Annotated in this window: 18 protein-coding genes; 5 read left to right on the forward strand and 13 right to left on the reverse strand. The window is 62.9% G+C overall.

All coding sequences use genetic code 11. The annotated features are described in order from the left end of the window. Window positions 1-4: 4 nt before the first annotated feature. The 7 genes from NKI46_RS09810 to NKI46_RS09840 form a co-directional block, all read right to left on the reverse strand. Window positions 5-226, reverse strand: coding sequence for a twin-arginine translocase TatA/TatE family subunit (locus NKI46_RS09810; protein ID WP_023681650.1), 222 nt, complete (start codon window positions 224-226; stop codon window positions 5-7). A gap of 180 nt (window positions 227-406) precedes the next feature. Beyond that, window positions 407-1,174 carry an SMC-Scp complex subunit ScpB gene (gene scpB, locus NKI46_RS09815; protein ID WP_023735290.1) on the reverse strand — a complete coding sequence of 256 codons (768 nt, stop codon included), beginning with the start codon at window positions 1,172-1,174 and terminating at the stop codon, window positions 407-409. Then, entirely contained in the window at window positions 1,171-1,971 is an 801-nt protein-coding gene (locus NKI46_RS09820) for a segregation and condensation protein A (RefSeq protein ID WP_023667690.1), read from the reverse strand. The genes scpB and NKI46_RS09820 overlap by 4 nt, the downstream gene beginning before the upstream one ends. A gap of 171 nt (window positions 1,972-2,142) precedes the next feature. After that, window positions 2,143-3,162 carry a beta-N-acetylhexosaminidase gene (nagZ, locus tag NKI46_RS09825; RefSeq protein WP_352745977.1) on the reverse strand — a complete coding sequence of 340 codons (1,020 nt, stop codon included), beginning with the start codon at window positions 3,160-3,162 and terminating at the stop codon, window positions 2,143-2,145. Between the two features lie 133 nt (window positions 3,163-3,295). Further along, window positions 3,296-6,709, reverse strand: coding sequence for an SPOR domain-containing protein (locus tag NKI46_RS09830; RefSeq protein ID WP_352745980.1), 3,414 nt, complete (start codon window positions 6,707-6,709; stop codon window positions 3,296-3,298). Window positions 6,710-6,812: 103 nt separating this feature from the next. Further along, a complete protein-coding gene (argS, locus tag NKI46_RS09835) occupies window positions 6,813-8,576 on the reverse strand; it encodes an arginine--tRNA ligase (protein WP_352745983.1) in 1,764 nt (587 codons plus the stop codon). A gap of 62 nt (window positions 8,577-8,638) precedes the next feature. Continuing rightward, the gene (locus NKI46_RS09840) at window positions 8,639-9,853 is read right to left on the reverse strand and encodes a deoxyguanosinetriphosphate triphosphohydrolase (RefSeq protein WP_023716245.1); all 1,215 of its coding nucleotides are present in this window, start codon (window positions 9,851-9,853) and stop codon (window positions 8,639-8,641) included. A 76-nt stretch (window positions 9,854-9,929) separates the two neighbouring features. Here NKI46_RS09840 and erpA point away from each other — a divergent pair, with 76 nt between their 5' ends. The 4 genes from erpA (at window position 9,930) to NKI46_RS09860 (ending at window position 11,848) form a co-directional block, all read left to right on the forward strand. Further along, window positions 9,930-10,277, forward strand: coding sequence for an iron-sulfur cluster insertion protein ErpA (gene erpA, locus NKI46_RS09845; protein WP_027050337.1), 348 nt, complete (start codon window positions 9,930-9,932; stop codon window positions 10,275-10,277). A gap of 4 nt (window positions 10,278-10,281) precedes the next feature. Beyond that, a complete protein-coding gene (locus NKI46_RS09850) occupies window positions 10,282-10,674 on the forward strand; it encodes a VOC family protein (protein WP_023681658.1) in 393 nt (130 codons plus the stop codon). 8 nt (window positions 10,675-10,682) lie between these two features. Beyond that, window positions 10,683-11,477, forward strand: coding sequence for an exodeoxyribonuclease III (xth, locus tag NKI46_RS09855; protein ID WP_023688213.1), 795 nt, complete (start codon window positions 10,683-10,685; stop codon window positions 11,475-11,477). Between the two features lie 116 nt (window positions 11,478-11,593). Further along, a complete protein-coding gene (locus NKI46_RS09860) occupies window positions 11,594-11,848 on the forward strand; it encodes a hypothetical protein (protein WP_352745986.1) in 255 nt (84 codons plus the stop codon). Between the two features lie 201 nt (window positions 11,849-12,049). Here NKI46_RS09860 and NKI46_RS09865 read toward each other — a convergent pair whose 3' ends face one another. From NKI46_RS09865 to NKI46_RS09885, 5 genes are all read right to left on the reverse strand, one after another. Beyond that, window positions 12,050-12,874 (reverse strand): tetratricopeptide repeat protein, encoded by an 825-nt coding sequence (locus NKI46_RS09865; protein ID WP_023714413.1) that lies wholly within the window; start codon window positions 12,872-12,874, stop codon window positions 12,050-12,052. Beyond that, on the reverse strand, window positions 12,861-14,585 hold the full coding sequence (gene ilvD, locus NKI46_RS09870; protein ID WP_023706010.1) for a dihydroxy-acid dehydratase: 1,725 nt from the start codon (window positions 14,583-14,585) through the stop codon (window positions 12,861-12,863). The genes NKI46_RS09865 and ilvD overlap by 14 nt, the downstream gene beginning before the upstream one ends. A gap of 289 nt (window positions 14,586-14,874) precedes the next feature. Beyond that, entirely contained in the window at window positions 14,875-16,089 is a 1,215-nt protein-coding gene (locus tag NKI46_RS09875; RefSeq protein ID WP_023701680.1) for an OmpP1/FadL family transporter, read from the reverse strand. A gap of 358 nt (window positions 16,090-16,447) precedes the next feature. After that, complete coding sequence (locus tag NKI46_RS09880) at window positions 16,448-19,231, reverse strand: valine--tRNA ligase (RefSeq protein WP_352745989.1); 2,784 nt, start codon at window positions 19,229-19,231, stop codon at window positions 16,448-16,450. A 266-nt stretch (window positions 19,232-19,497) separates the two neighbouring features. Continuing rightward, a complete protein-coding gene (locus NKI46_RS09885) occupies window positions 19,498-20,379 on the reverse strand; it encodes a PopZ family protein (RefSeq protein ID WP_023833794.1) in 882 nt (293 codons plus the stop codon). On the opposite strand from NKI46_RS09885, the gene NKI46_RS09890 reads away from it, so the two are divergent. Then, a complete protein-coding gene (locus tag NKI46_RS09890) occupies window positions 20,321-20,560 on the forward strand; it encodes a hypothetical protein (RefSeq protein ID WP_196814986.1) in 240 nt (79 codons plus the stop codon). The two genes, NKI46_RS09885 and NKI46_RS09890, sit on opposite strands and share 59 nt — an antisense overlap. A gap of 146 nt (window positions 20,561-20,706) precedes the next feature. Here the strand turns inward: NKI46_RS09890 and NKI46_RS09895 are convergent, their stop codons facing one another. Then, window positions 20,707-22,092 carry a TolC family outer membrane protein gene (locus NKI46_RS09895; protein ID WP_023667706.1) on the reverse strand — a complete coding sequence of 462 codons (1,386 nt, stop codon included), beginning with the start codon at window positions 22,090-22,092 and terminating at the stop codon, window positions 20,707-20,709. Window positions 22,093-22,173: the final 81 nt, after the last annotated feature.

The raw sequence follows: 22,173 nt of genomic DNA on the forward strand, positions 1-22,173 counted from the left end.
CGGCTCAGCTCTTGCTGGCCTTTTCCTTCACTGCCGAAACGGTCTCGTCCGGGCGGTGCTCGACGGTGCGCTTGTCTTCGGCGGTATCGTCGTCGGCCATGCCCTTCTTGAAGCTCTTGATGCCCTTGGCCATGTCGCCCATCAGCTCGGGTATCTTGCCGCGGCCGAACACCAGCAGCACGATCACCAGCACGATCATCCAGTGCCAAATCGAAAATGAACCCATTGTAACTCTCTCTCGAATGTTTTCCCTGGCGATGATCTATGCGTTTTCGCGTTGGGATTCAAACACAACAGCGACAAAGTTTATGAAGGCGCGGTCTATGTCACGCATTTTCGGCAAAGCTGCCCGCTACCAATCGGCGCATCTACCGCAGCAATGCAGCTTTTTGACAGCCGCTTGCGGTCAATCTTCCGTGACGCGCGGCGTCAGCAGGCCGAGTTCCTCGAGATCGATGTCGGTCAACGCATCCTCGTCCTCGGTCAGCGCGTCCGGATCGGCCGGCGGCAACGGGATGGCGAAATTCGACGGCATTCGGCCGGAAAGCAGCCCTGCCCCCTTCAGTTCGTCCATGCCGGGAAGATCGCGGATATCCTCCAGTGCGAAATGGTCGAGGAAAGTGTCTGTCGTGCCGTAGGTGACGGGACGGCCGGGCGTGCGGCGGCGGCCGCGCATGCGCACCCATTCCGTTTCGAGCAGCGTATCCAGCGTGCCCTTCGAGGTCTCGACGCCTCTGATGTCCTCGATCTCGGCGCGCGTCACCGGCTGGTGGTAGGCGATGATCGCCAGCACTTCGAGCGCCGCGCGCGACAGCTTGCGCTGCTGCACCGTGTCGCGGCTCATCAGGAAGGCGAGATCGCCGGCGGTACGGAAAGCCCAGGCATCGCCGACCCGGACCAGATTGACGCCGCGCCGCGCATAGATCTGCTGCAGCTCAGCCATGGCAGCGGCTATGCTGATGCCGTCGGGCAATCTGGCTGCGAGCTGCTTTTCGCTGACCGGCTCGGCGCTGGCGAACACGATCGCCTCGGCCATGCGTATGGCTTCGGCCATATGCAGCCGTTCGCCAGGATTCAGAAGCAGGGTATCAGTCGGATCCTGGGCGATAATGCCCTCCTCGGTCTCTTCTTCGACCTTGAACGGAATGACCGAAGCGTTGGCGCGTTCGCTCATGATGCCACCTCGACTGCCTTGATTGGTTGCGCGCGGCCGCGCAGATAGAGCGGCGCGAACACCTGGTCCTGTCGCATCTCGATGCTGCCTTCGCGCACCAGTTCCAGCGACGCCGCGAACGAGCTGGCAATCGCGGTACGCCGTTCGTCCGGGCTGGTCAGGTAATTGATCAGATAGCTGTCCAGCGCCGTCCAGTCGCGCAGCGAGCCGATCAGCCGGGTCAGGATATCGCGCGCATCCTTGAGCGACCACACGCCACGCCGGGCAATTGTCACATTGGTGATCGCCTGTTTCTGGCGCTGCTGCGCATAGGCGGTGAGCAAATCGTAGAGCGAGGCCGAATAGGCGTTACGCTTCTCGACGATGACCATTTCAGGCATGCCGCGTGCAAACACGTCGCGGCCGAGCCGGTTGCGGTTGACCAGCCTTGCCGAGGCGTCGCGCATGGCCTCCAGACGCTTCAGCCGGAACTGCAGCACCGCGGCCAGTTCCTCGCCGCTTTCGCCTTCCTCGCCGGGCTGCTTGGGGATGAGGAGCTTCGACTTGAGGAAGGCCAGCCACGCCGCCATCACCAGGTAGTCGGCGGCAAGCTCAAGCCTTAGCGCCCTCGCCGTCTCGACGAAGGTCAGATACTGCTCGACCAGCGCCAAGATGGAAATCCGCGACAGATCGACCTTTTGGTTGCGGGCGAGATGCAGCAAGAGGTCGAGCGGACCTTCGAACCCGGCGACGTCGACGACAAGCGACGGGTCGCCGGTGACCCGTGAATCGTCGTTCTCGGCCCACAGACGGTCCATCGGTGCGGCCTTCGCAGCCTTGCTGTCCAATGTCTCCGCCACTTGTTCCTTTACCTCTGGTTAGAGCATGATGCCGAAAAGTGTGAAGCGGTTTTCGGACGACATCATGCTCTCTCTATCTAATTTAGAGACGGATGATTTCAGGTCGAACAGACCTGAAATCATCCGTCTCTAGGCCACCGCATCGAAATAGGTGGCAAACTCGGCGCGTATCTCGGTTTCGTCGGCCCGGTCGCGATCCCTTATACAGGTCAGCGCCCGCTTGGCGCGCTCCAGCGATGTCCCTTCAAGTCCCGTGGTTCGCGATGCGATGCCCGCCATCTCCTCGAAAACGCCATTGCAGTGAAGGACCAGATCGCAGCCCGCCGCAAGGATCGAGGCCGCCTTTGTCGGGAAATCCCCAGAAAGTGCCTTCATCGAGGTGTCGTCGCTCATCAACAGCCCGTCGAAGCCGATCTCGCGGCGGATGATCTCGTCGATGACCTTGCCTGACGTGGTCGCCGGGTTGTTCGGATCGATGGCGCTGTAGACGACATGCGCCGTCATCGCCATCGGCAGATGGCTAAGCTCGCGGAAAGGGGCGAAATCATGCCGCTGCAGGTCGCTCAGCGAGGCATCGACCACAGGCAGTTCGAAATGCGTGTCGGCAAAGGCGCGCCCGTGACCCGGAATGTGCTTCATGACCGGCAGCACGCCGCCCGACATCAGCCCTTCCGCCGCCGCGCGGCCGAGTTCGATGACCGGGCGCGGCTCCTTGCCATAGGCGCGCGCGCCGATGACGTCGCTGGCGCCCTCGATCGGCACGTCCAGCACCGGCAGGCAATCGGCAGAGATACCGTAGCGTAACAGGTCGAAGGCGTGCAGCCGCGCCATCAGCCAGGCAGCGCGGGTGCCGGCATCATGGTCCTTGCGCCACAATGCGCCGAGCGCGCCGCCGGCGGGATAGTTCGGCGCCAGCGGCGGCCGCAGGCGCTGCACCCGGCCACCTTCCTGGTCGATGAACACCAGCGCATCGGGGCGCCCGATACAGTCGCGCATTTCGGCGACCAGATCGCGGATCTGCTCGGTTTCGCCGATGTTGCGCGCAAACAGGATGAAGCCCCACGGGCATTCATTGCGATAGAAACGGATTTCTTCGCGGGTCAGCGATTTCCCGGCACAGCCGAGGATCATGGATTTTGATTCGGTCATTCCACCAGTTTAGGGCTTCGCGCCGGCAAAGGGAATCTCCCCGGACGGCAAGCGCCTCAACCTCTCGCCCATCCACATGAAAAAGCCGGCGCGACCCTTGGGAACGCACCGGCTCTGATAATTGGATCCGGCCTTACCGAGACACGAAGCAGTTGCCGCCGGCAGCCTTGTAGCTGGTGCACAGATTGATCGCATCGTTGCGCGATTGCGCAGGCACCCGGACACGGTAGAAGGTGCCCTTGCCGGCGATCTCCGCCTTGACGATGTTGGCGGTGCGACCGGCGAGCACATTTCCATAGCGGCGCTGCAGGTCGGCGTAGTTGGCCTGGGCGCTTTCGACCGTCGGCTGCGAAGCGATCTGCATCGACCACGAACCGCCCGATGTCGAAGCCGTCGCCGGGATGGAGGCAACCTGGTCGGGCTTGACCTCGCCGACCACGTCGACCGGCTGGTCGGACGGGCGCTGCGGCGCCACGGCAACCGTCTGCGGCGTGTTGGCGGACTGGGTCTCAGCCTTCGGCGCAGCCGCCGGCTTCACCGGCTTGACCGGCTTGGCGGTCTCGGCACTTGCCTGGTCGCTATTTGCCTGATCGGCAGGCGCCACGGTGCCGGTCTGCTCGGCATCGGCCGAAGGGGCGACGTGCTGCGGCGCCGGGTCAAGCGGCTCAGTCGCCGCAACCTGCGGCGCGGCCGGCGTCGAGTCCTCGCGTGCCACCAACGAGCCGTCGGGCTTGACCACCATGGTCCGCACCTTGCGCGGGGCAACGGCGACCGTATCGGGGTTCTTCTCGGCTTCCTGCAGCACCTGCGCAATGCGGTCCTCGGATTTTGGCGCCGGCGCGACAGCCGCGTCGGGGTTGCCGGCAGCGTCGGGGTTGACGGCAGCTTCGGGGTTGCCGGCAGCGTCGGGGCCTGGGGCAGTGTCGTCGGGCGACAGATCGACGACGCGGCTTTCAGGCTCCTGCGCCTTCACATCGACCGGCTCTTCGGTGTTGGTGACCAGCTTCTCCTGAACCGGCTCGGCCGGCTTGGTGCCCTTGGCGACCGCATCATAAACCTTGTTGTCCTGGTTCGGCACCACGGCGCCGCCCGGATTTTCGGGCTTGACCTTGATCGGCCTGTTGTCGGCTTTGACAATGACCGGCGCATCGCTGCCGCCCTTGCCGCCGAACGACAAGGCGAAGGCGCCAAGGCCGCCGGCAATCGCAACCGCAGCAACGACCCCCGCGACCAGCAGCCCGCTCCTGCGCGGCCGTGCGGCTTCCTGCTCGGCGAGGCCCGGCACCGCCATTGCCTCGTCCAGATCCGGATCGTAGTCGAGTTCGTCGACCGCGAAATCGTCGGCCTGCGAAACCGGCTGGCTGCCGGGCAGATCGTCCATGTCGAAGCCGCCGGCGGAATCGGCGTGGTGAGCTTGCGTGGCTGCAAGCACTTCGGCTGGCCGCGCAGCATAGGCGCGCTGGTCGAGCTCGTGGCCCGAACTGAAGCCGGAACTGTAGGAATCGTCATCATAGCCGGCACTGCGTGCGGCAGTGGGCGGCGCCACTTCCACCGCGTTCATCTCGTTGAGCATGCCGGCGAATTCGGCGTCGATGTCGTCGTAGGCGGCCGGCTCGTCTTGCTCGAAGCTGAGTTCTGGAATGTCGAGGTCGTCGGCAATCGCCACCACACGCTCCGGCACATCGACCGTCTCGACATCCGGCATCTCGTCATAGGCCTGAGGCGGCGCCTGGCGCGATGGCGTCGGCGCCACATAGGCAGCAGCTGCAACCGGCTGGTCGCGATAGCTTGGCGCTGCCGCCGGCGGCATGGACGGCTTTTCTGCAAAAGAAGGTTGCGGCTGCGCTGCAAAGGAAGGCTGGGCCGGGGTGGGAGTCACGCGGCTCCACGAACGCGCCGGCTCCGGCGGCGTCGAGCGCCAGTCGCCAGCGACCGGTGCTGCCGTGTCATTACCGAGATCGATGCCCTTGGCGAGCGCCGCATCGAAGGCATGATCATCGAACTCGATCTCGGGCTCATGGCCCTCGAGTTCGCCGGCAAGCAGATCGTCGAAATCGGCATCGTCCGCCTGGGCCTCCTGAGGAGCCGGCGCGTGTTCGTCCAGGTCCCAGTCGAGATTATCGACCGGAGCGACCGGCGTTGCGACGGACCGCTGCACCGGGGCAACCGCCTCATAAGTCCTGGTGGGCTCGATGGCGGCAGCCCTGGTGGGCTCGGTGACGACCGGAATCGGCGCGACTGGCGCCGGGCGTGGTGTGGTCATGGCGCCAAGCAACGCGTTGAGTTCATCTTCCAACGTCCGTTCGTCAGCGACCGGAGCGGCCGGGGTCGCCATATTGGTAGGCGCCACATAGGCTGGTGCGACCGGAGTTGGCTGAACCAGAGCGGGTGCGGTCTCGGCCACCGGCTCGTGATCGGCAAGCGCATCATCGATGCTCAGATCGAAATCGTCGAATGCTTCGTGCGCAGTCTCATGAGAGGGGCTGGCCTCCACGGTCCAGGCCGGCGTCTCGTCCACTTCCGGCGCATCCATCTCAACCGGCGCGCTGACCTGCAGATCGCTGACATCCAGATCGCGCTCTTCCGGATCCTCGGCCTCAACAGGCTGAGCCTCGAAAGCCTGAGGCTCGAAATGCTCGGCTGCAAAATCCTGGGCTGCAAAATCCTGAGCTGCAAAGTCCATGTCGACATCGGCCATCGCGTCATCGAAATGACCCGCAAAATCCTCGTCGGCAACAGCGTAGTCGGCGGCGCCGACGGCGTCGAAGGTATGGATCGGCGCCTCGGCTACTGGCGCGGCATACTGGTCCTGCGCCGGCGCAGGACCGTCCAGCGTCAGCTCGTCTTCCAGCGACATCGAGACGGCATTGTCGAAATCATCGTCGAACGCGACATAGTCGGCGGGCGCAGCAGCAACCTGGGCGACATCTGCGGCATGGGCGACGGTCGCATCGTCATCGAGCAGCAACCCCTGCTCGAGCGAAGCGGCAAGCTCGTCATCCATCGGCAGGTCGTCTTCGAGCGGCGATACGTTTTCCAGCGAGCTGGCGACGGCATTGTCGAAATCATCGTCGAATGCAGCTTCGTCGAATGCGGGCTCGGCAAACGAAGGTTCCGCAAACGAGGGTTCAACGGGAGCAGCCGCAGCCTGCGGGGCAGCGCCGAAATCCAGATCGGCGGCATCGTCGAAGACGAAATCATATTCCAGCGAAGCAGCCAGCGCATCGTCCATCGCGGCATCGGTGGTTTCGAAAGCCGGCTCGCGAATCTCGGCAGCAGGTTCGTAGGGCTCAGCGGCAGGCTGGTGAACCTCGGGAGCTGGCTGGCTGGCCTCCATGGAACCGACTTCATCGCCGAATTCGCCCATCAACTCCTTCTCGAGGTCGATGTCGAAATCGCCCTCGTCTGCAGCCGTCTCGACGGCTGGCGCCTGCGGCTTGACCGGCTGGCGCGGATCGAAACCCATGATCCTGGTCAGTTCAGCGAACGGATCATCTTCGGCGATGTCGTTGTTGTCGGCTACTCTCAGCTGGGTTCTGTCTGCCATTATTGTTCCCGAACTCGCACTCATTCGGACGCCATGGACGTCGCGTAGGGTTGGCCCTTACCAGCGCAATGTGGGCAAATGGTGACAGGTGTTTTAGTTAAACCTAACGCATCTCAGTGGGCGCATCAGCCCCAATCAGCGTCAGGCCGGAAGTCAAAACATCCGAAACAGCCTGCACCAGCCCTAGTCTGGCATGAGTCAATTGTCGGTCGTTAACCTTAACAAAACGTAAGTCGGGATTCTCGGTGCCCCGATTCCAGTGTCCATGGAAGGTGGAAGCCAGATCGTAGAGGTAGAATGCCAGCCGGTGCGGCTCCAGCGCAAGGGCCGCGGATTCGATCAGCCTTGGATATTCAGCCAGCTTCCGGATCAGGCCGATCTCGCCCTCGTCGGTGAGCGACGCCGAGGCCGCGGCCAGGCTGTTGCGGTCGAAATTGGCCTCGCCCAGTTGCTCGCTCGCCTGCCGGAACACCGAATGACAGCGCGCCGAAGCGTACTGCACGTAGAACACGGGATTGTCCTTGGACTGTTCGGTGACCTTGGCGAAATCGAAGTCGAGCGGCGCGTCGCTCTTGCGGTAGAGCATCATGAAGCGGATCGCATCGCGGCCCACCTCCTCCACCGCTTCGCGCAACGTCACGAAGTCGCCCGACCGCTTCGACATCCGAACCGGTTCGCCATCGCGAAACAGCTTCACCAGATTGCACAGGAGCACCGTTAGTTGCAGCTTCAGATCATCGCCTGCAATCGCCCGCGCCAGCGCTTCCAGCCGCTTGACGTAGCCGCCATGGTCGGCGCCCAGCACATAGATCAGGCCGACGAAACCGCGGTCGACCTTGTCCTTGAGATAGGCGACGTCGGCGGCGAAATAGGTGAACGAGCCGTCGGACTTGACCAGCGCCCGGTCCATGTCGTCGCCGACCGCCGTCGAGCGGAACAGCGTCTGCTCGCGGTCTTCCCAGTCGTCCGGCTTCTCGCCCTTGGGCGGCGGCAGCTTGCCCTTGTAGATATGGCCCTTCAGCGTCAGATCGTTGATCGCCGAGCGGATTTTTTTGGCATTGTCGGCATGCAGCGTGCGCTCGGAGAAGAAAACGTCGTGATGCACATTGAGCAACGCCAGATCCTCGCGGATCATCACCATCATGGCGTCGATCGTGCGGTCCTTGACGATTGCCAGCGACTCATCGTCGGGCATCTGCAAGAGCTTGCGGCCAAATTCGGCAGCCAGCGCCTGACCGACCGGCACAAGGTAATCGCCGGGATAGAGACCGGCCGGTATCTCGCCAATGTCGTCGCCCAGCGCTTCGCGGTAGCGCAGGAAGGCCGAACGCCCGAGCACGTCGATCTGCGCGCCGGCGTCGTTGATGATGTATTCCTTGGTGACGTCATAGCCGGCGAAGGCCATCAGATTTGCGAGCGTGTCGCCGACAACCGCGCCCCGGCAATGGCCGACATGCATCGGCCCGGTCGGATTGGCCGAGACATATTCGACATTGGTCTTCTTGCCGCCACCGACGGTCGAGCGGCCGTAGTTTTGCCCCTCGCCCAGCAGCGCAGTCAGATGTGCCTGCCAGAAAGCGTCCTTGAGCCGGAGATTGACGAAGCCGGGACCGGCGACGTCGGCTTCGGCAACATCGGCGTCGCTGCGCAGCACTTCCACCAGCCGCTCGGCCAGCGCGCGCGGGTTCTGCCCGGTGGGCTTGGCCAGTACCATCGCCGCATTGGTGGCGAGATCGCCATGGCTGGCGTCGCGCGGCGGCTCGACGGCGATGCGCGACAGGTCGGGCGAAACGCCATTACTGTCTTTCAAATCAAGCGCTTCGACGGCTTTTGTGATTCGCGCGCTGAAATCGGCGAAGATGTTCATGGGTCTTGCTCTGGCGGACTGTGCAGGGGAACCGGCTCATTGGCCGGCAAATCGCGCCCGCCCTAGCTTAAATCGGGCGTATGGTCAAACAGACGGCGGTGTTCCTTCAAGGCGTAGGTATCCGTCATCCCCGCCAGGAAATCGGCGACGCTGCGCGCCTTGATGCGGTCCTCCGCCCGGTCGAGCCCCTCCCGCCAGCCGTCCGGCATGGCGCGCGGATCGGCGAAATAGACATCGAACAGGTCGCGCACGATCTGCTCGGCCTCAGTGCGAACGCGCATCACCTCGTCATGCCGGTAGAGATGCTTGTAGAGAAAGGTCTTCAATTCCTTCTCGGTCGCCGCCACGTCAGCGGAAAAGGTCACCATCGTTTCGCCCGCCGCCCGCACCGCTTCGGCGCTGTCAGGCTTGATGCGCTCAAGATTGGCGGTGGTGGAAACAATGACGTCCTCGACCATCATCGTGATCTGCCGGCGCATCAGCTCATGGCCGGTGCGCACATCGTCCAGGCCCGGATAGCGCGCGCGCACGCTTGCCAGGATCGATCCCGGCAGCGCCACCGTTTCCAGCATGTCCAAGGTCAGGAAGCCGGAGCGCAGGCCGTCGTCGATGTCATGGGTGTTGTAGGCGATATCGTCGGCGATCGCAGCACATTGCGCCTCGATGCCGGCGAAATGGTCGAGTTCGAGGTCGTGCAGCTCGGAATAGTCGCGGATCGCCTGCGGCACCGGGCCTTTGAGCCCTTTTCCCTTGGCATCTGTCAGCGGCCCATTGTGCTTGACCAGCCCTTCCAGCGTTTCCCAGGTCAGGTTTAGCCCGTCGAACTCGGCATAGCGCCGCTCCAGCCGCGTCACCACGCGCAGCGACTGCGCATTGTGGTCGAAGCCGCCCCATTGGGCCATCCGCTCGTTCAGCGCGTCCTCGCCGGTATGGCCGAACGGCGTGTGACCGAAATCGTGCACCAAGGCGACCGCCTCGGCCAGATCCTCGTCGCCGCGCAGCGCTCGCGCCAGAGCCCGCGCAATCTGCGCGACCTCGATCGAATGCGTCAGCCGGGTGCGATAGTGGTCGCCTTCATGGGCGACGAACACCTGCGTCTTGTGCTTCAGGCGGCGGAAGGCGGTGGAATGGATGATGCGGTCGCGGTCGCGCTGGAATGGCGTGCGAGTCGGGCTCTCGACCTCGTCATAGAGCCGCCCGCGCGACCTGGCTGGGTCGCTGGCATAGGCCGCGCGCGGCCGATAGCCGAACCCAATGTCGCCAAGCTCATTTGTCATGGCTGATGCCGCCGCAGTTGACTTGCCCCTTCCCGCTTCATACCTATCATGTGAAACCGAAAGCAAGGTGACGCCCATGGGCGCTGATGCCAAGACTGCCATGAAAGTCGAGATGACCGAGTCCGCCGCCAGGCGGATCGCGAAAATCGTCTCTGGCGAGGCCGGCAAGACGGCGCTGCGCGTCTCCGTCGAAGGCGGCGGCTGCTCCGGCTTTTCCTACAAGTTCGACCTGGTCGATACGCGCAACGACGACGACGTCGCCATCGAAAAGGACGGCGCCACCGTGCTGATCGACGATTTGTCGCTGGTCTATATGGGCGGCTCGGTGATCGACTTCGTCGACGATCTGATGGGCCAGTCGTTCCAGATCCGCAACCCCAATGCAGTCGCCTCCTGCGGCTGCGGCACCAGTTTCTCCATCTAGGCAGATGTCCGGCGTCGGCGCGGTCCGTCAGGTCGCACTGTCGGCCGGGCGCGACCTCGACGTCACGCTGGCCTTCTGGCACGATGTGCTCGGCCTCAGCGTTCATGCCCGCTACGATCCGCCGGGCATCGCCTTCATCATGGCCGGTGATATCAGGTTGCTGTTCACCGATGGCGTTCCGGCCGGCACCGTCTATCTCGATATAGCCGGGCTCGAAGCCTTCCACGCCGAGGCGAAAGCGTCCGGCGTTCCCTTCACCGCACCGCCGGCGCTCGTCCACAACGACACCGAAGGCACGTTCGGAACGGCGGGGGAAAGCGAGTGGATGGCCTTTCTAAAGGACCCGGCAGGCAATACGATCGGGCTTGTCGAACGTCTTTCGCCCGAACATCCCTGAGGCCGCCCATGAAAATCGTCACCTGGAACATAAACGGCATTCGCGCCCGCATCGGCAACCTCACCCACTGGCTGAGCGAAAGCCAGCCCGACATCGTCTGCCTGCAGGAGATCAAATCGGTCGACGAGCAGTTCCCGCGCGCCGAGATCGAGGCGCTTGGCTACAACGTGGAAACCCATGGCCAGAAGGGCTTTAACGGCGTCGCCCTGCTGTCGAAACTTCCGTTCGACGAGGTTATCAGAGGCCTGCCAGGCGACGAGACTGATGAGCAGGCGCGCTTCATCGAGGGCGTGTTCTCGACCGACCAGGGCGCGCTGCGCGTCGCCTCGCTCTATCTGCCCAACGGCAACCCGGTCGATGACGAGAAGAAGTTTCCCTACAAGCTGGCCTGGATGGAACGGCTGCATCGCTGGGCCGAGCAGCGGCTGCTTCTGGAGGAGGCGCTGGTGCTGGCCGGCGACTACAATGTCATCCCCGAGCCGGTCGATGCGCGCTTCCCCGAGAACTGGCTTGGCGATGCGCTGTTCCAGCCGCAGACCCGGCAGGCCTTCCGGCGGCTGAAGAATCTCGGCTTTACAGAGGCGGTGCGCGCCGTCACCGATGCGGCCGACGTCTACACCTTCTGGGACTACCAGGCCGGCGCCTGGCAGAAGAACAACGGCATCCGCATCGACCATCTGCTGTTGTCGCCCGAAGCGGCCAACCGCTTTTCCTCGGCCTCGATCGAAAAGCATGTGCGCGCCTGGGAAAAACCTTCCGACCACGTGCCGGTGGCGATCGATCTGGCGCTGCTGCCGGCCTGATATCAGCCGAAACCCTGATATCGCCACAATCGCGCCATTCAGTCAGAGATCAGCATGGCGGCTGGGGTTCCATGGCACTACGATTCCTCCTTTGCCCGATCGGCCTGGCATTTGCCATGGCCTCCCCTGCAGCGGCACTTGCCGACCAGCAGTGCCTGGCCAATGGCAAGTCCTACCAGGTCGGCCAGGTCACCTGCCTGACGGTTTCAGACCAGAGCCATATGGCCCGCTGCGACCTGGTGCTCAACAACACCTCATGGACCAAGATCGACGACAGCTGCCCCGACACCACGATTAAGCCGCATCTGCACGTCACGCCGATCTCGATGCCGGTGTACAGAGCGGTGCCGGCGGAACTCACCGAGAACTGATGGATGTGAGCTAATCTCCCCCCTTGAGGGGGAGATGGCCGGCAGGCCAGAGGGGGGCGCGAAGAAAGGCGACCTTTCGGTCAAACAAGCTCACCCTTTCAGTCCAACCCGGGCAAACTTTAGTCAACTGAAATGCCAGCGGGACAGCGCCCCCCTCTGCCCTGCCGGGCATCTCCCCCTCAAGGGGGGAGATTGGCAATTTCACTGGTCGTCACCACCCTTGGTGAGAAGATCGTCGGCAAGCGAAATCGCCGTGCGGCGGTCGGCTTCGCCGGCGGCGGCAAATGCCTCTTCCTGCATGCCGCGGATCCACGGCTGGTCGCTCGGCGAGGCGCGTTCGAGCGCGGCGGTCATCATGGCCAGCCCGCGCACGATCTTGCCGCTCTGGAACAGAAGATTGCCGAGCGTCGCCTGGGCGCCGGCATGGCCTTTTTCGGCGGCGAGTTGGAACCAGCGGCCGGCCTGCTTGACGCTGGCCTTGACGCCGCCCTCGCCCTTCAAAAACATCTGGCCCATCTCGAACTGGGCGTTCGGGTTGCGGTAGTTGGCGGCCGCGCGCATGTAATATTCCTGCGCCGCGACCTCGTTTTCCTCGACCGGGCTGCCGGGGATACCTGTCCGGAGATAGTCGCCCAGCGCCACCAGCGCGTCGGAGACATAGCTTTCCTCCGGCGATCCCGGCTCGACATCCTGATCGACGATCTCGGAGAAGAATTTGAAGGCCGCATAGTCGTCGCGCGTCACGCCGTCGCCTTCGGCGTACATGCGCGCGAGCTTCCAGGTGGCGCCGATCTGGCCGTTCTCGGCGGCGTATTTATAGGCCTCGACCGCCTGTTCCTTGTGGCCGCTCTTGTAAGCGGAGAAGCCGAACTGGAACACGGCCCATGGGCTCGATTGCGGCTTCACGCCGGTCTTGTCGTCGAACACCTTGTCGTCGAAGGCCATGGCCTGGCCCACGGCGCCAAAGATCGCAACAGCGACCAGTGCCGGAAGGACAGACGACCTCAACAACTCAGATATCCGCATAGCAATGTGTTTCTTTGGCACCGCCCGGATGGGTGACCGCGCCGTCGCGGGCAGGCCCTACCGTTTGTGCGTATTTCCAGATCGCGCCCGACTGATAGTCGGTCGTGCGCGCCTTCCAGGCCTTCGCCCGCGTTGCCAGTTCGGCCTCGGACAGGTCGACCTCGATCGTGCCTTTGGTTGCATCGATCGAAATCACATCGCCGTCTTTCAAGAGCCCGATCGGGCCGCCAACGGCAGCTTCGGGCCCGACATGACCGATGCAGAAACCGCGCGTCGCGCCCGAGAAACGACCGTCGGTGATGAGAGCGACCTTGCCGCCCATGCCCTGGCCGTAGAGCGCCGCCGTCGTCGACAGCATCTCGCGCATGCCCGGGCCGCCGCGCGGACCTTCGTAACGGATGACGAGAACCTCGCCTTCCCGGTAGTTGCGGTGCGTGACCGCCTCGAAACATTCCTCTTCCGAATCGAAACACCGTGCCGGACCTGAGAATTTCAGCTCCGTCATGCCCGCGACCTTCACGATCGCGCCTTCGGGGGCAAGGTTGCCCTTCAAGCCCACGACACCGCCGGTTTGGGTGATTGGTCGGTTGGCGGGACGGACCACATCCTGGCTATCATTCCAGGCAACATGCTCCATGTTTTCGGCCAAAGTACGGCCAGTCACGGTCATGCAGTCGCCATGGAGATAGCCGTGGTCGAGCAGCGTCTTCATCAACAGCGGAATGCCGCCGGCCTCGAACATGTCCTTGGCGACATATTTGCCGCCCGGCTTGAGGTCGGCGATGTAGGGCGTCTTCTCGAAAATCGCGGCAACGTCGAACAGGTCGAACTTGATGCCTGCCTCATGCGCGATCGCCGGCAGGTGCAAAGCCGCATTGGTCGAGCCGCCGGTGGCCGAGACCACGGTCGCCGCATTCTCCAGCGCCTTCAGCGTGACGACGTCGCGCGGCCGGATGTTCTTGGCGATCAGCTCCATGATCTTTTCGCCGGAGGCGAAATTGAAGCGGTCGCGCATCTCGTAGGGCGCCGGCGCGCCGCAGGAGTACGGCAGCGCCAGGCCGATCGCCTCGGCGACGGTGGCCATAGTGTTGGCTGTGAACTGGGCCCCGCAGGAGCCGGCGGACGGACACGCCGCCTGCTCGATCTCGAGCAGTTCGGCATCGCTGACCGTGCCGACCGAATGCTGGCCGACCGCCTCGAACACGTCCTGCACGGTGATCTGGCGGCCGCGATAGGAGCCCGGCAGGATCGAGCCGCCATAGATGAAGATCGACGGCACGTTGAGCCGCACCATGGCCATCATCATGCCGGGCAGCGACTTGTCGCAGCCGGCAAGGCCGACCAGCGCATCGTAGCAATGTCCGCGCATGGTGAGTTCGACCGAATCGGCGATGACATCGCGCGACACCAGCGACGACTTCATGCCCTGGTGGCCCATGGCGATGCCGTCGGTGACGGTGATGGTGCAGAATTCGCGCGGCGTGCCGTTGGCGGCCGCGACGCCTTTCTTGACCACTTGCGCCTGGCGCATCAGCGAGATGTTGCAAGGCGCCGCCTCGTTCCAGCAGGAGGCAACGCCGACCAGCGGCTGCGCGATCTCGGCGGCAGACAGGCCCATGGCATAGAGATACGAACGGTGCGGCGCACGCGCCGGACCGACGGTCACATGGCGGCTAGGCAGCTTGGCCTTGGAAATGACTTTGGCGTCCATTCTCTTCCTTGCCGCGGGCGGTGCGGCCTGCCTCATCGCCGAGCCTTGTGGCGCGTGTCCCGAGACGAATTCGAGGTGCGCCGGGTTTATGGCGGGAAATGGGCAATTTCTTCGGGCGAGGCTGTAGCGCGGGGGTTGGTCGGGAACTGTTGCCAAAACGTCACAATTGCGAGAGGTGAAAGTGATGCGACGGATTTGCAACACCAAGTTTTCCGTCATCGCTCGATGGTCCACCCACAAAACAAAAAGGCCGGGCTATACCCGGCCTTTCGTTATAATTTTCAGAGCCTTAGAACTTGATCTTGACGCCGCCCGAAATTGCCGTGACCAGATCGTTGCCGAAGTCGTAGCTGACGTCGGTACCGGCCTCATAGCCATTCTCGTCAGTCAACGTGCCTGAGTGACCACTGGTCAGTACACCAACCGCGCCGGCCAACCGCACTTCGATGTTGGCGGTTGGCGTGTAAGCGACGCCGCCACCGAGCGTCCAGGTATCGGTCTGCGAGCCAACACCGTGCGACGTGCCGCGATCCCAAGATAGCTGGGCGGCACCACTCCACTGCTCATTGAACTTGTGGCCGATGCCGGAGGTCACCGTCCAGCCATCGCGGTACATCAGGTCGAGCGAGGTTAGCCTAACTGGAAATGGGGAAATCGTCGTGCAAGGTGCAAGGCCCTTGGTTGCTTGCGAGCAGATCGGAATGCTCTGCAGCACACTCCAGTTGACCCATTTGATCGAGCCGAAAGCGAGCCAGCCAGGCGCGATGCCTGACTGAAGCTTCAATTCCACCGAATCCGGCATAGACGCGGAACCGTAGATGTCAGGTTTACCCTGGCCGACTTGCGATAGGTCGAGCGTACCCTCAAGATTGTCCAACTTGACCTGCGAGTTATAAACGAGGCTGGCACGCAGCGCGATTTCGGGGATCTCATAAGCAAGGCCGGCGCGCCAGCCCCAGCCGGTACCCTTTAGGTCAACGCGACCAACGGCGCCAGGCGCCAGCGGCGTGATGAAGCTTTCCTTGAAACCATAGACTTCTTGGTAAAAGACACCGCCGATAAAACGTAGCTGGCCCTTGCCGGCATCCATTTTGTAGGAGCAGGTGGCTGCGTAATTATTGCTCTTGATATCGGTTTCGATGTTGGAGAAAGAGCCGTTCCAGATGCCAGGATTCGTATGCGCGCCCCAAGGCTGCGAATAGTCAGCCATGCAGTCGACGTCTTTAACCACCTCGGCCTTGAAGCCTATGCGCGGCACCCAGTAGCCTTCGCTGTCATCAGCTGTGCTTTTGAAGTTGAGCGTCGCGTTGCCGTCGACGGCATTCTTGAGCTTGCGCTCAGGCATCACGTAGGTCGCCTCGGCTTCGGTGGCGAAGCGCGCCGGATCGAACAGAAGGTCGATGTCGTAGCCACCGCGCTCGATGCCGCCGGCATGTACGGAACCGATCAAGCCCAGCGAAAAACACCCCGCCCCCAGCAGTGTTTTAAAACGCAGATTGTTCATGGATATCCTCCCCGAAATACTAGTGGGTCAAGCTAGAACCAATTCGGGTTAACGGCGCAACAATGAATTCACATAGCGTACATGTACACCTGAGCCGGCTGCCTTTCCGGCACAGCGGCTGGTTCCGAAGCAAGGCCGAAAAACGACTTTCCGGGGGCAGATCAGCGAAAGAATTCTGTGAAACCCGTCACAAAAAGCTCAAACAAGCCCTTTCGGAGCTATTTGGCCCGATTGTTACATTATGGCAACAATGGGGCTGAAACTTTCCGTTTACGTCAATATTAACCTTACGGAATGCCTGTTGTTCGAGCAAAAGAACCGCCGCCAAGCACTTGCCGGCGCCTTGCGAATCCAGCGCTCAACCAGCGTCGCGCACCCTGGTCAACGCCACCGAAAGCTTCTCCTGCTGATCGCGGTATTCGTCGAGTTTTTCGCGCTCGGCCGCGACGATCTCTTCCGGCGCGCTGGCGACGAACCGTTCATTCGACAGCTTCTTGTGCAACCGCGCGATTTCCTCGGTCACCTTGGCCAGTTCTTTCTGCAGCCGCGCCGCCTCGGCGGAGAGATCGATCAGGCTGCCGAGCGGCAGGCAGACCGTCGCCTCGTTGACCACGATCTGGGCCGAGCCCTTGGGTGCCGCGTCCTCCAGCGAGATATCGCCGACCCGCGCCAGCCGCTTGATGGCGGACGCATGGCGGTCGAGCCTCTGCCGGGTCTCGACGCTGGCGCCAACCACCACCAACGGTGCGATCGCCGCCGGCGGCACGTTCATTTCGGAGCGCACGGAGCGGATGCCGGACACCAGATCGACCAGCCAGTTGATGTCGGCGGCCGCGTCCGCGTCCTCGAAGTCCGGCGACGGCCAGGCGGCGTGGCAAAGCAGCGTTGCGCGCGTCCGGCCCTCGCCCGCCGTCTGCGCCCACAACTCCTCGGTCATGAACGGCATCATCGGGTGAAGCAGCTTGTAGATCTCGTCGAGCACGAAGGCGACGCAGGCGCGGCTTTCGGCTTTGGCCGCCTCGTCAGTGCCCATGAACACCGGCTTGAGCAGTTCGAGATACCAGTCGCAAAACAGGTTCCAGACGAAGCGGTAGGCAGCCCCTGCCGCCTCGTTGAAGCGGTATGAGGTGATGCCCTCGGTGATCGCGTGCGACGCCCGGGTCAATTCGGTCAGGATCCAGCGGTTGACCGGCAACTTGGCGTCGTTCAGCCAAAAATCGTCATTGCGCGCGACCTCGTTCATCTCGGCAAAGCGTGTCGCGTTCCACAGCTTGGTGCCGAAATTGCGGTAGCCGGCGATGCGCGCCGGATCGAGTTTTACGTCGCGCCCCTGCGCCGCCATCACCGTCAGCGTGAAGCGCAGTGCGTCAGCACCAAACTCGTCGATGAGGTCGAGCGGATCGATGACGTTGCCTTTCGACTTCGACATCTTCTGCCCGTTCTTGTCGCGCACCAGCGCATGCACATAGACGGTGTGGAACGGCTCCTCGTGCATGAAATGCAGGCCCATCATCATCATCCGGGCGACCCAGAAGAAGATGATGTCGAAACCGGTCACCAGCACGTCGGTCTGGTAATAGGTTTTCAGCTCCGGCGTGTGATCCGGCCAGCCCAGTGTCGAGAACGGCCAAAGCGCCGACGAGAACCAGGTGTCGAGCACGTCCTCGTCGCGGGTCAGGATCTCGCCCGGCTTGAAGGTCTCGAGCTTGTCCTCGACCCAGGCCTTCCATGGACCTTCCAGCGCCAGATAATATTCGATCGCGGCGCCCAGCGCCTCTTCCTCGGTCTTCTCGACGAAGACCCGGCCGTCCGGCCCGTACCAGGCCGGGATCTGGTGACCCCACCATAGCTGGCGTGAAATACACCAGGGCTGGATGTTCTCCATCCAGTCGAAATAGGTCTTTTCCCAGTTCTTGGGCACGAAGTTGGTACGGCCTTCGCGCACCGATGCGATCGCCGGCTTGGCCAGCTCGGCGGCGTTTGCATACCACTGCTCGGTCAGAAACGGCTCGATCGGCACGCCGCCGCGGTCGCCATGCGGCACGGCGTGGCGATGCGGCTCGATCTTGTCGAGGAAGCCGCCGGCCTCCATCAGCTCGACGATTTTCTTGCGCGCGACGAAACGGTCGAGACCGTCGAGCTCGTCCCAGACGGCCTGGCGCTCCGGCGTCACGTCGAGCCCGGCGAGAAAATCCTCGTTATCCCTGAGCGTTATTGCCGCCTCGATGGTCAGGATGTTGATCGCCGGCAGCTTGTGGCGCTTGCCAACCTCGAAATCGTTGAAGTCGTGCGCCGGCGTGATCTTGACGGCGCCGGAACCCTTTTCCGGGTCGGAATACTCGTCAGCCACAACCGGAATTTTCCGGCCGACGATCGGCAACACGACATTCTTGCCGACCAGATGCCGGTAGCGCTCGTCGTCCGGGTGCACGGCGACTGCCGTATCGCCCAGCATCGTCTCGGGCCGTGTCGTCGCCACGGTGATGAATGTCCCAGGATTTTCCGGATCGAAAATCTCGCCCTCGATCGGATAGCGGAAGTGCCAGAGATTGCCATTGACCTCCTGCGGCTCGACCTCCAGGTCGGAGATCGCCGTCAACAGCTTCGGGTCCCAGTTCACAAGGCGCTTGTCCTTGTAGATCAGCCCTTCCTTGTAGAGGCTGACAAAAACTTCGAGCACGGCCTTGGACAGGCCTTCATCCATGGTGAAGCGTTCGCGCGACCAGTCCGCCGAGGCGCCGAGCCGCTTCAGCTGGTTGAAAATGGCGCCGCCGGACTCGGCCTTCCACTCCCAGACCTTGTCGATGAACTGTTCGCGGGTGAGATCGCGGCGATGTATCTGCTTTTCCATCAGCTGGCGTTCGACCACCATCTGCGTGGCGATGCCGGCATGATCCATGCCGGGCTGCCACAGCACGTTTTTGCCGCGCATGCGCTCGAAGCGCACGAGTATGTCCTGCAGCGTGTTGTTGAGTGCATGGCCCATATGCAGCGAGCCGGTGACGTTGGGCGGCGGGATGACGATGGTGAAGGCCTCCGCCCCCTCCTCGGCGCCGGCGCCGGCGCGAAATGCGTCCGCCTCTTCCCAGATTTTGGCGATCCTGGGCTCGACGGTCTTGGCGTCGTAGGTCTTTTCAAGCATGGGAAAATGGTCCGCGCGGTCGGGAGTTTTGCTGACCCGGTGTAAATCGGAAGGTTTTGGCCAAGTCAACCGCGAGGGCGGCCTCAGTCCTTCAACGCAAATAGGCGGGGCCCTGGTCATTTCAACGGGAAGGCCATGCCTGCACCTTCATCGTCAGCGATCCCGACGGTAACCTGATCGTGTTCGCGACATCGGCCGGAAGCTGACCTGCAGCGAAAGCGTCGCCCGAAGGCGGCGCCTTAATCCGGAACGGGCTATGGTGATGTCTACTGCGCGCCGCGCGCGACGCGCTCGATTTCTTCGCGTACCAGGCGCTCGACCAGCGTCGGCAGATTGTTGTCCAGCCAGTCCTGCAACATCGGCCGCAGCATCTCCTCGGCCATCTCGTCGACGGTCTTCTTGCTGCGGCTGGCGAAGGCGTCGGAGAGCTCGCCGAAGGCGGCTGCGACCTGCCGTCCCGTATGTTCCGAAACGATCGCCGACCGAACCGGAGTTGTATCGGCCGGGCGCGCGTGCTCGCTGCGCGAAGGATGAGCCTCGAAAGCCGGCTCGGCAGCGAGATCGTCTTCGAAAGCCTCGACCTCCGCGATTGCTGCCTGCCGATTTTCAGTCTCTGGCTGCCTGATCTCCGGCTGCCGTACTGTCTCAGCCGGTTTTGTCTGATTGCCAACCGCCGCGATTTCGCGGCGCCAATCCGTGACGATCGAGTCGGTGGTTTCCGCCTTTGCCCGCACTGCAGCTTCTGCCCTGACGGCGGGAGCAGGCTCGCTGGCTATCCTGGCGCTCACTTCCGCCAGGGTCATCGGAGCATGCGCGGGTGGCGCGGCGGTCGTGGCATTTGCCGCAATGGCAGGCTTCACTGGCGACGGCTCGGAGCGCGGCTCCGGCCGCGCAACCACCGGCTCGGCCAGTTGGGCCTGCACCTCGGCCAGCGTCACCGGCTTCTTGCTTTCGGTCGAGCTGTGCAATTCGCTGCGGAATGCCTCGACATCCGAAACAGGCCCGGCGGCCGGCACAAGGTCCTGGCGCAACTCATCGGCGTCGCCCGGCAGCTTGCGGCCGGTGTCGCTGTCTTCGATGATCCTCCTGATGGAAGCCAGTATTTCTTCCATGGAAGGTTCGCGCTGTGCGCTGCTTGCCGTCGCCATCGTCACATCCGCCGCCCCCGCGCATGATCCCGAAAATCGATTTTCGATTTTCGAAGAGGATCAGGCGCAAATCAAAGTTCTACAGCGTCCTTTGCGCATCCATCGGACGCGTGGCGCTGTAGTGACCCGTTCCTGGATTCCTGTCCGGCAAAGCCGGATACGAATCATGGCGACAGCGTAGCCGACGGATCGCCATCCGAGAATCCCCAATCTCGGAAGACGCCGGATTTCAACAATTTAGGCTACAAAAGACAAACGCCGCGCATCCATGGGAAGCGCGGCGTGAAATGCTTCAACCCTGGCGGGATTTGAGCCGCCCAGGTGGGCTCAACGACCGTCCGGCGTACGCAGCCCGATCCATTTGTCCTTGACGGCTCTGTAGTGCTCTTCAGGCTTGTACTTCACCACATTCAACGCCAGGCGATCGGCCGACAGGCGGCCCATGGCCGACAGGATGGCGTAGCTGGCTACAACCACATCGCGCTCGGAGCTGGCGAGGTCGATCTTTGCCGAGATGACGGCGTTCTGGGCATTCAACACGTCGAGCGTGGTGCGCTGTCCGACATTGCGCTCCTCGATGACGCCGTTGAGGGCCAACTGTGCGGCCGCGATCACCTGCCGATTAGCGTCGACGCTTTCCCGCGCTGCGATGTATTGCGTCCATGCCGAGGTCACGGCCTGGCGCACCGAGTCACGGCTGACATCCACCTCGATGCGAGCCTGGCTGAGCGATTCCTTCGACTGACGAACGAGTGCGGAGGTACGGCCGCCCGAATAGATCGGAACGGTCAGCGTCGCGCCGACCGTGGCGGCATTGGAGTCGCCGTCCGAATTCCCCGCGCCAGGTACAGTATTTTGATAGGCATGGGAAAGGCCGGCACTGGCAGTCAACTGCGGCAGCAACGCACCTTCCTGCGTCTTTACATCAAATCCCGCTGCATCGACGGAATGTAGGGCGGCCAGGATGGCCGGATGCTCGTTCGATGCAATGCCGATCGCCGCCTCGAGACTCCTCGGCAACAGCTTCGCCAACGGCGACGCGGCCTTGAGCTTGCCCGGCTCGTCACCGACGATCTGATGATAGGTTGCTGCACTGGCCAGAGCCTGCGCACGGGCAGCACTCAATTGCGCCACCGCGGCCGAACGAGACGCGTCGGCCTGCGCCACATCGGTGCGCGTGCCCTCGCCGACCTCGAAGCGCGAGCGTGCCGCGCGCGCCTGCTCGGTCAGGAACTGCAGATTCTGTTCGGTCAGCACCGCCACCTGGCGGTCGCGAATCACGTCCATATAGGCGCTCGCCGCGTTGAACAGCGTGTTCTCTTCGGTGTTGCGCAGGCCCTCGACCGAGGCCCTCACCTGTGCAGCGGCCGACGCGACCCTGTTCTTGGTCTGGAAGCCGTCGAACAGCGTCTGGTCAATCCGAACGCCGAAGCTGCCGGTGGTCAATGCCAGGCTCGCGTTCCTGCCGTTTAGGTGCCTGGAGGTGTAATCGATGTCAGCCGAACCAGTGATCACCGGGCGATAGCCCGACTTGGCGATCGCCACGCCCTCATCGGTGACGCGCACGCCGGCACGGGCCGAATTCAGCGAGGAATTGTTCTGGTAGGCCTTGGAAAGCGCGCCGAGAATGGTTTCCGCCGAGGCGGCTATCGGCGAAAGCGCTGTCGCGGAAATGAGGACGGTAACAAACAGACTCTTGGCTAAGGACGGCACTTTATATCCCTCATTCGTTTTGCACGGGAACCACGCCACGCCAGCCCATCCCTAGGGATCGGCCAGCGCCGCGTCGATCTA

It is taken from the genome of Mesorhizobium sp. M0615, from assembly GCF_040320805.1.
GTDB lineage: Bacteria > Pseudomonadota > Alphaproteobacteria > Rhizobiales > Rhizobiaceae > Mesorhizobium.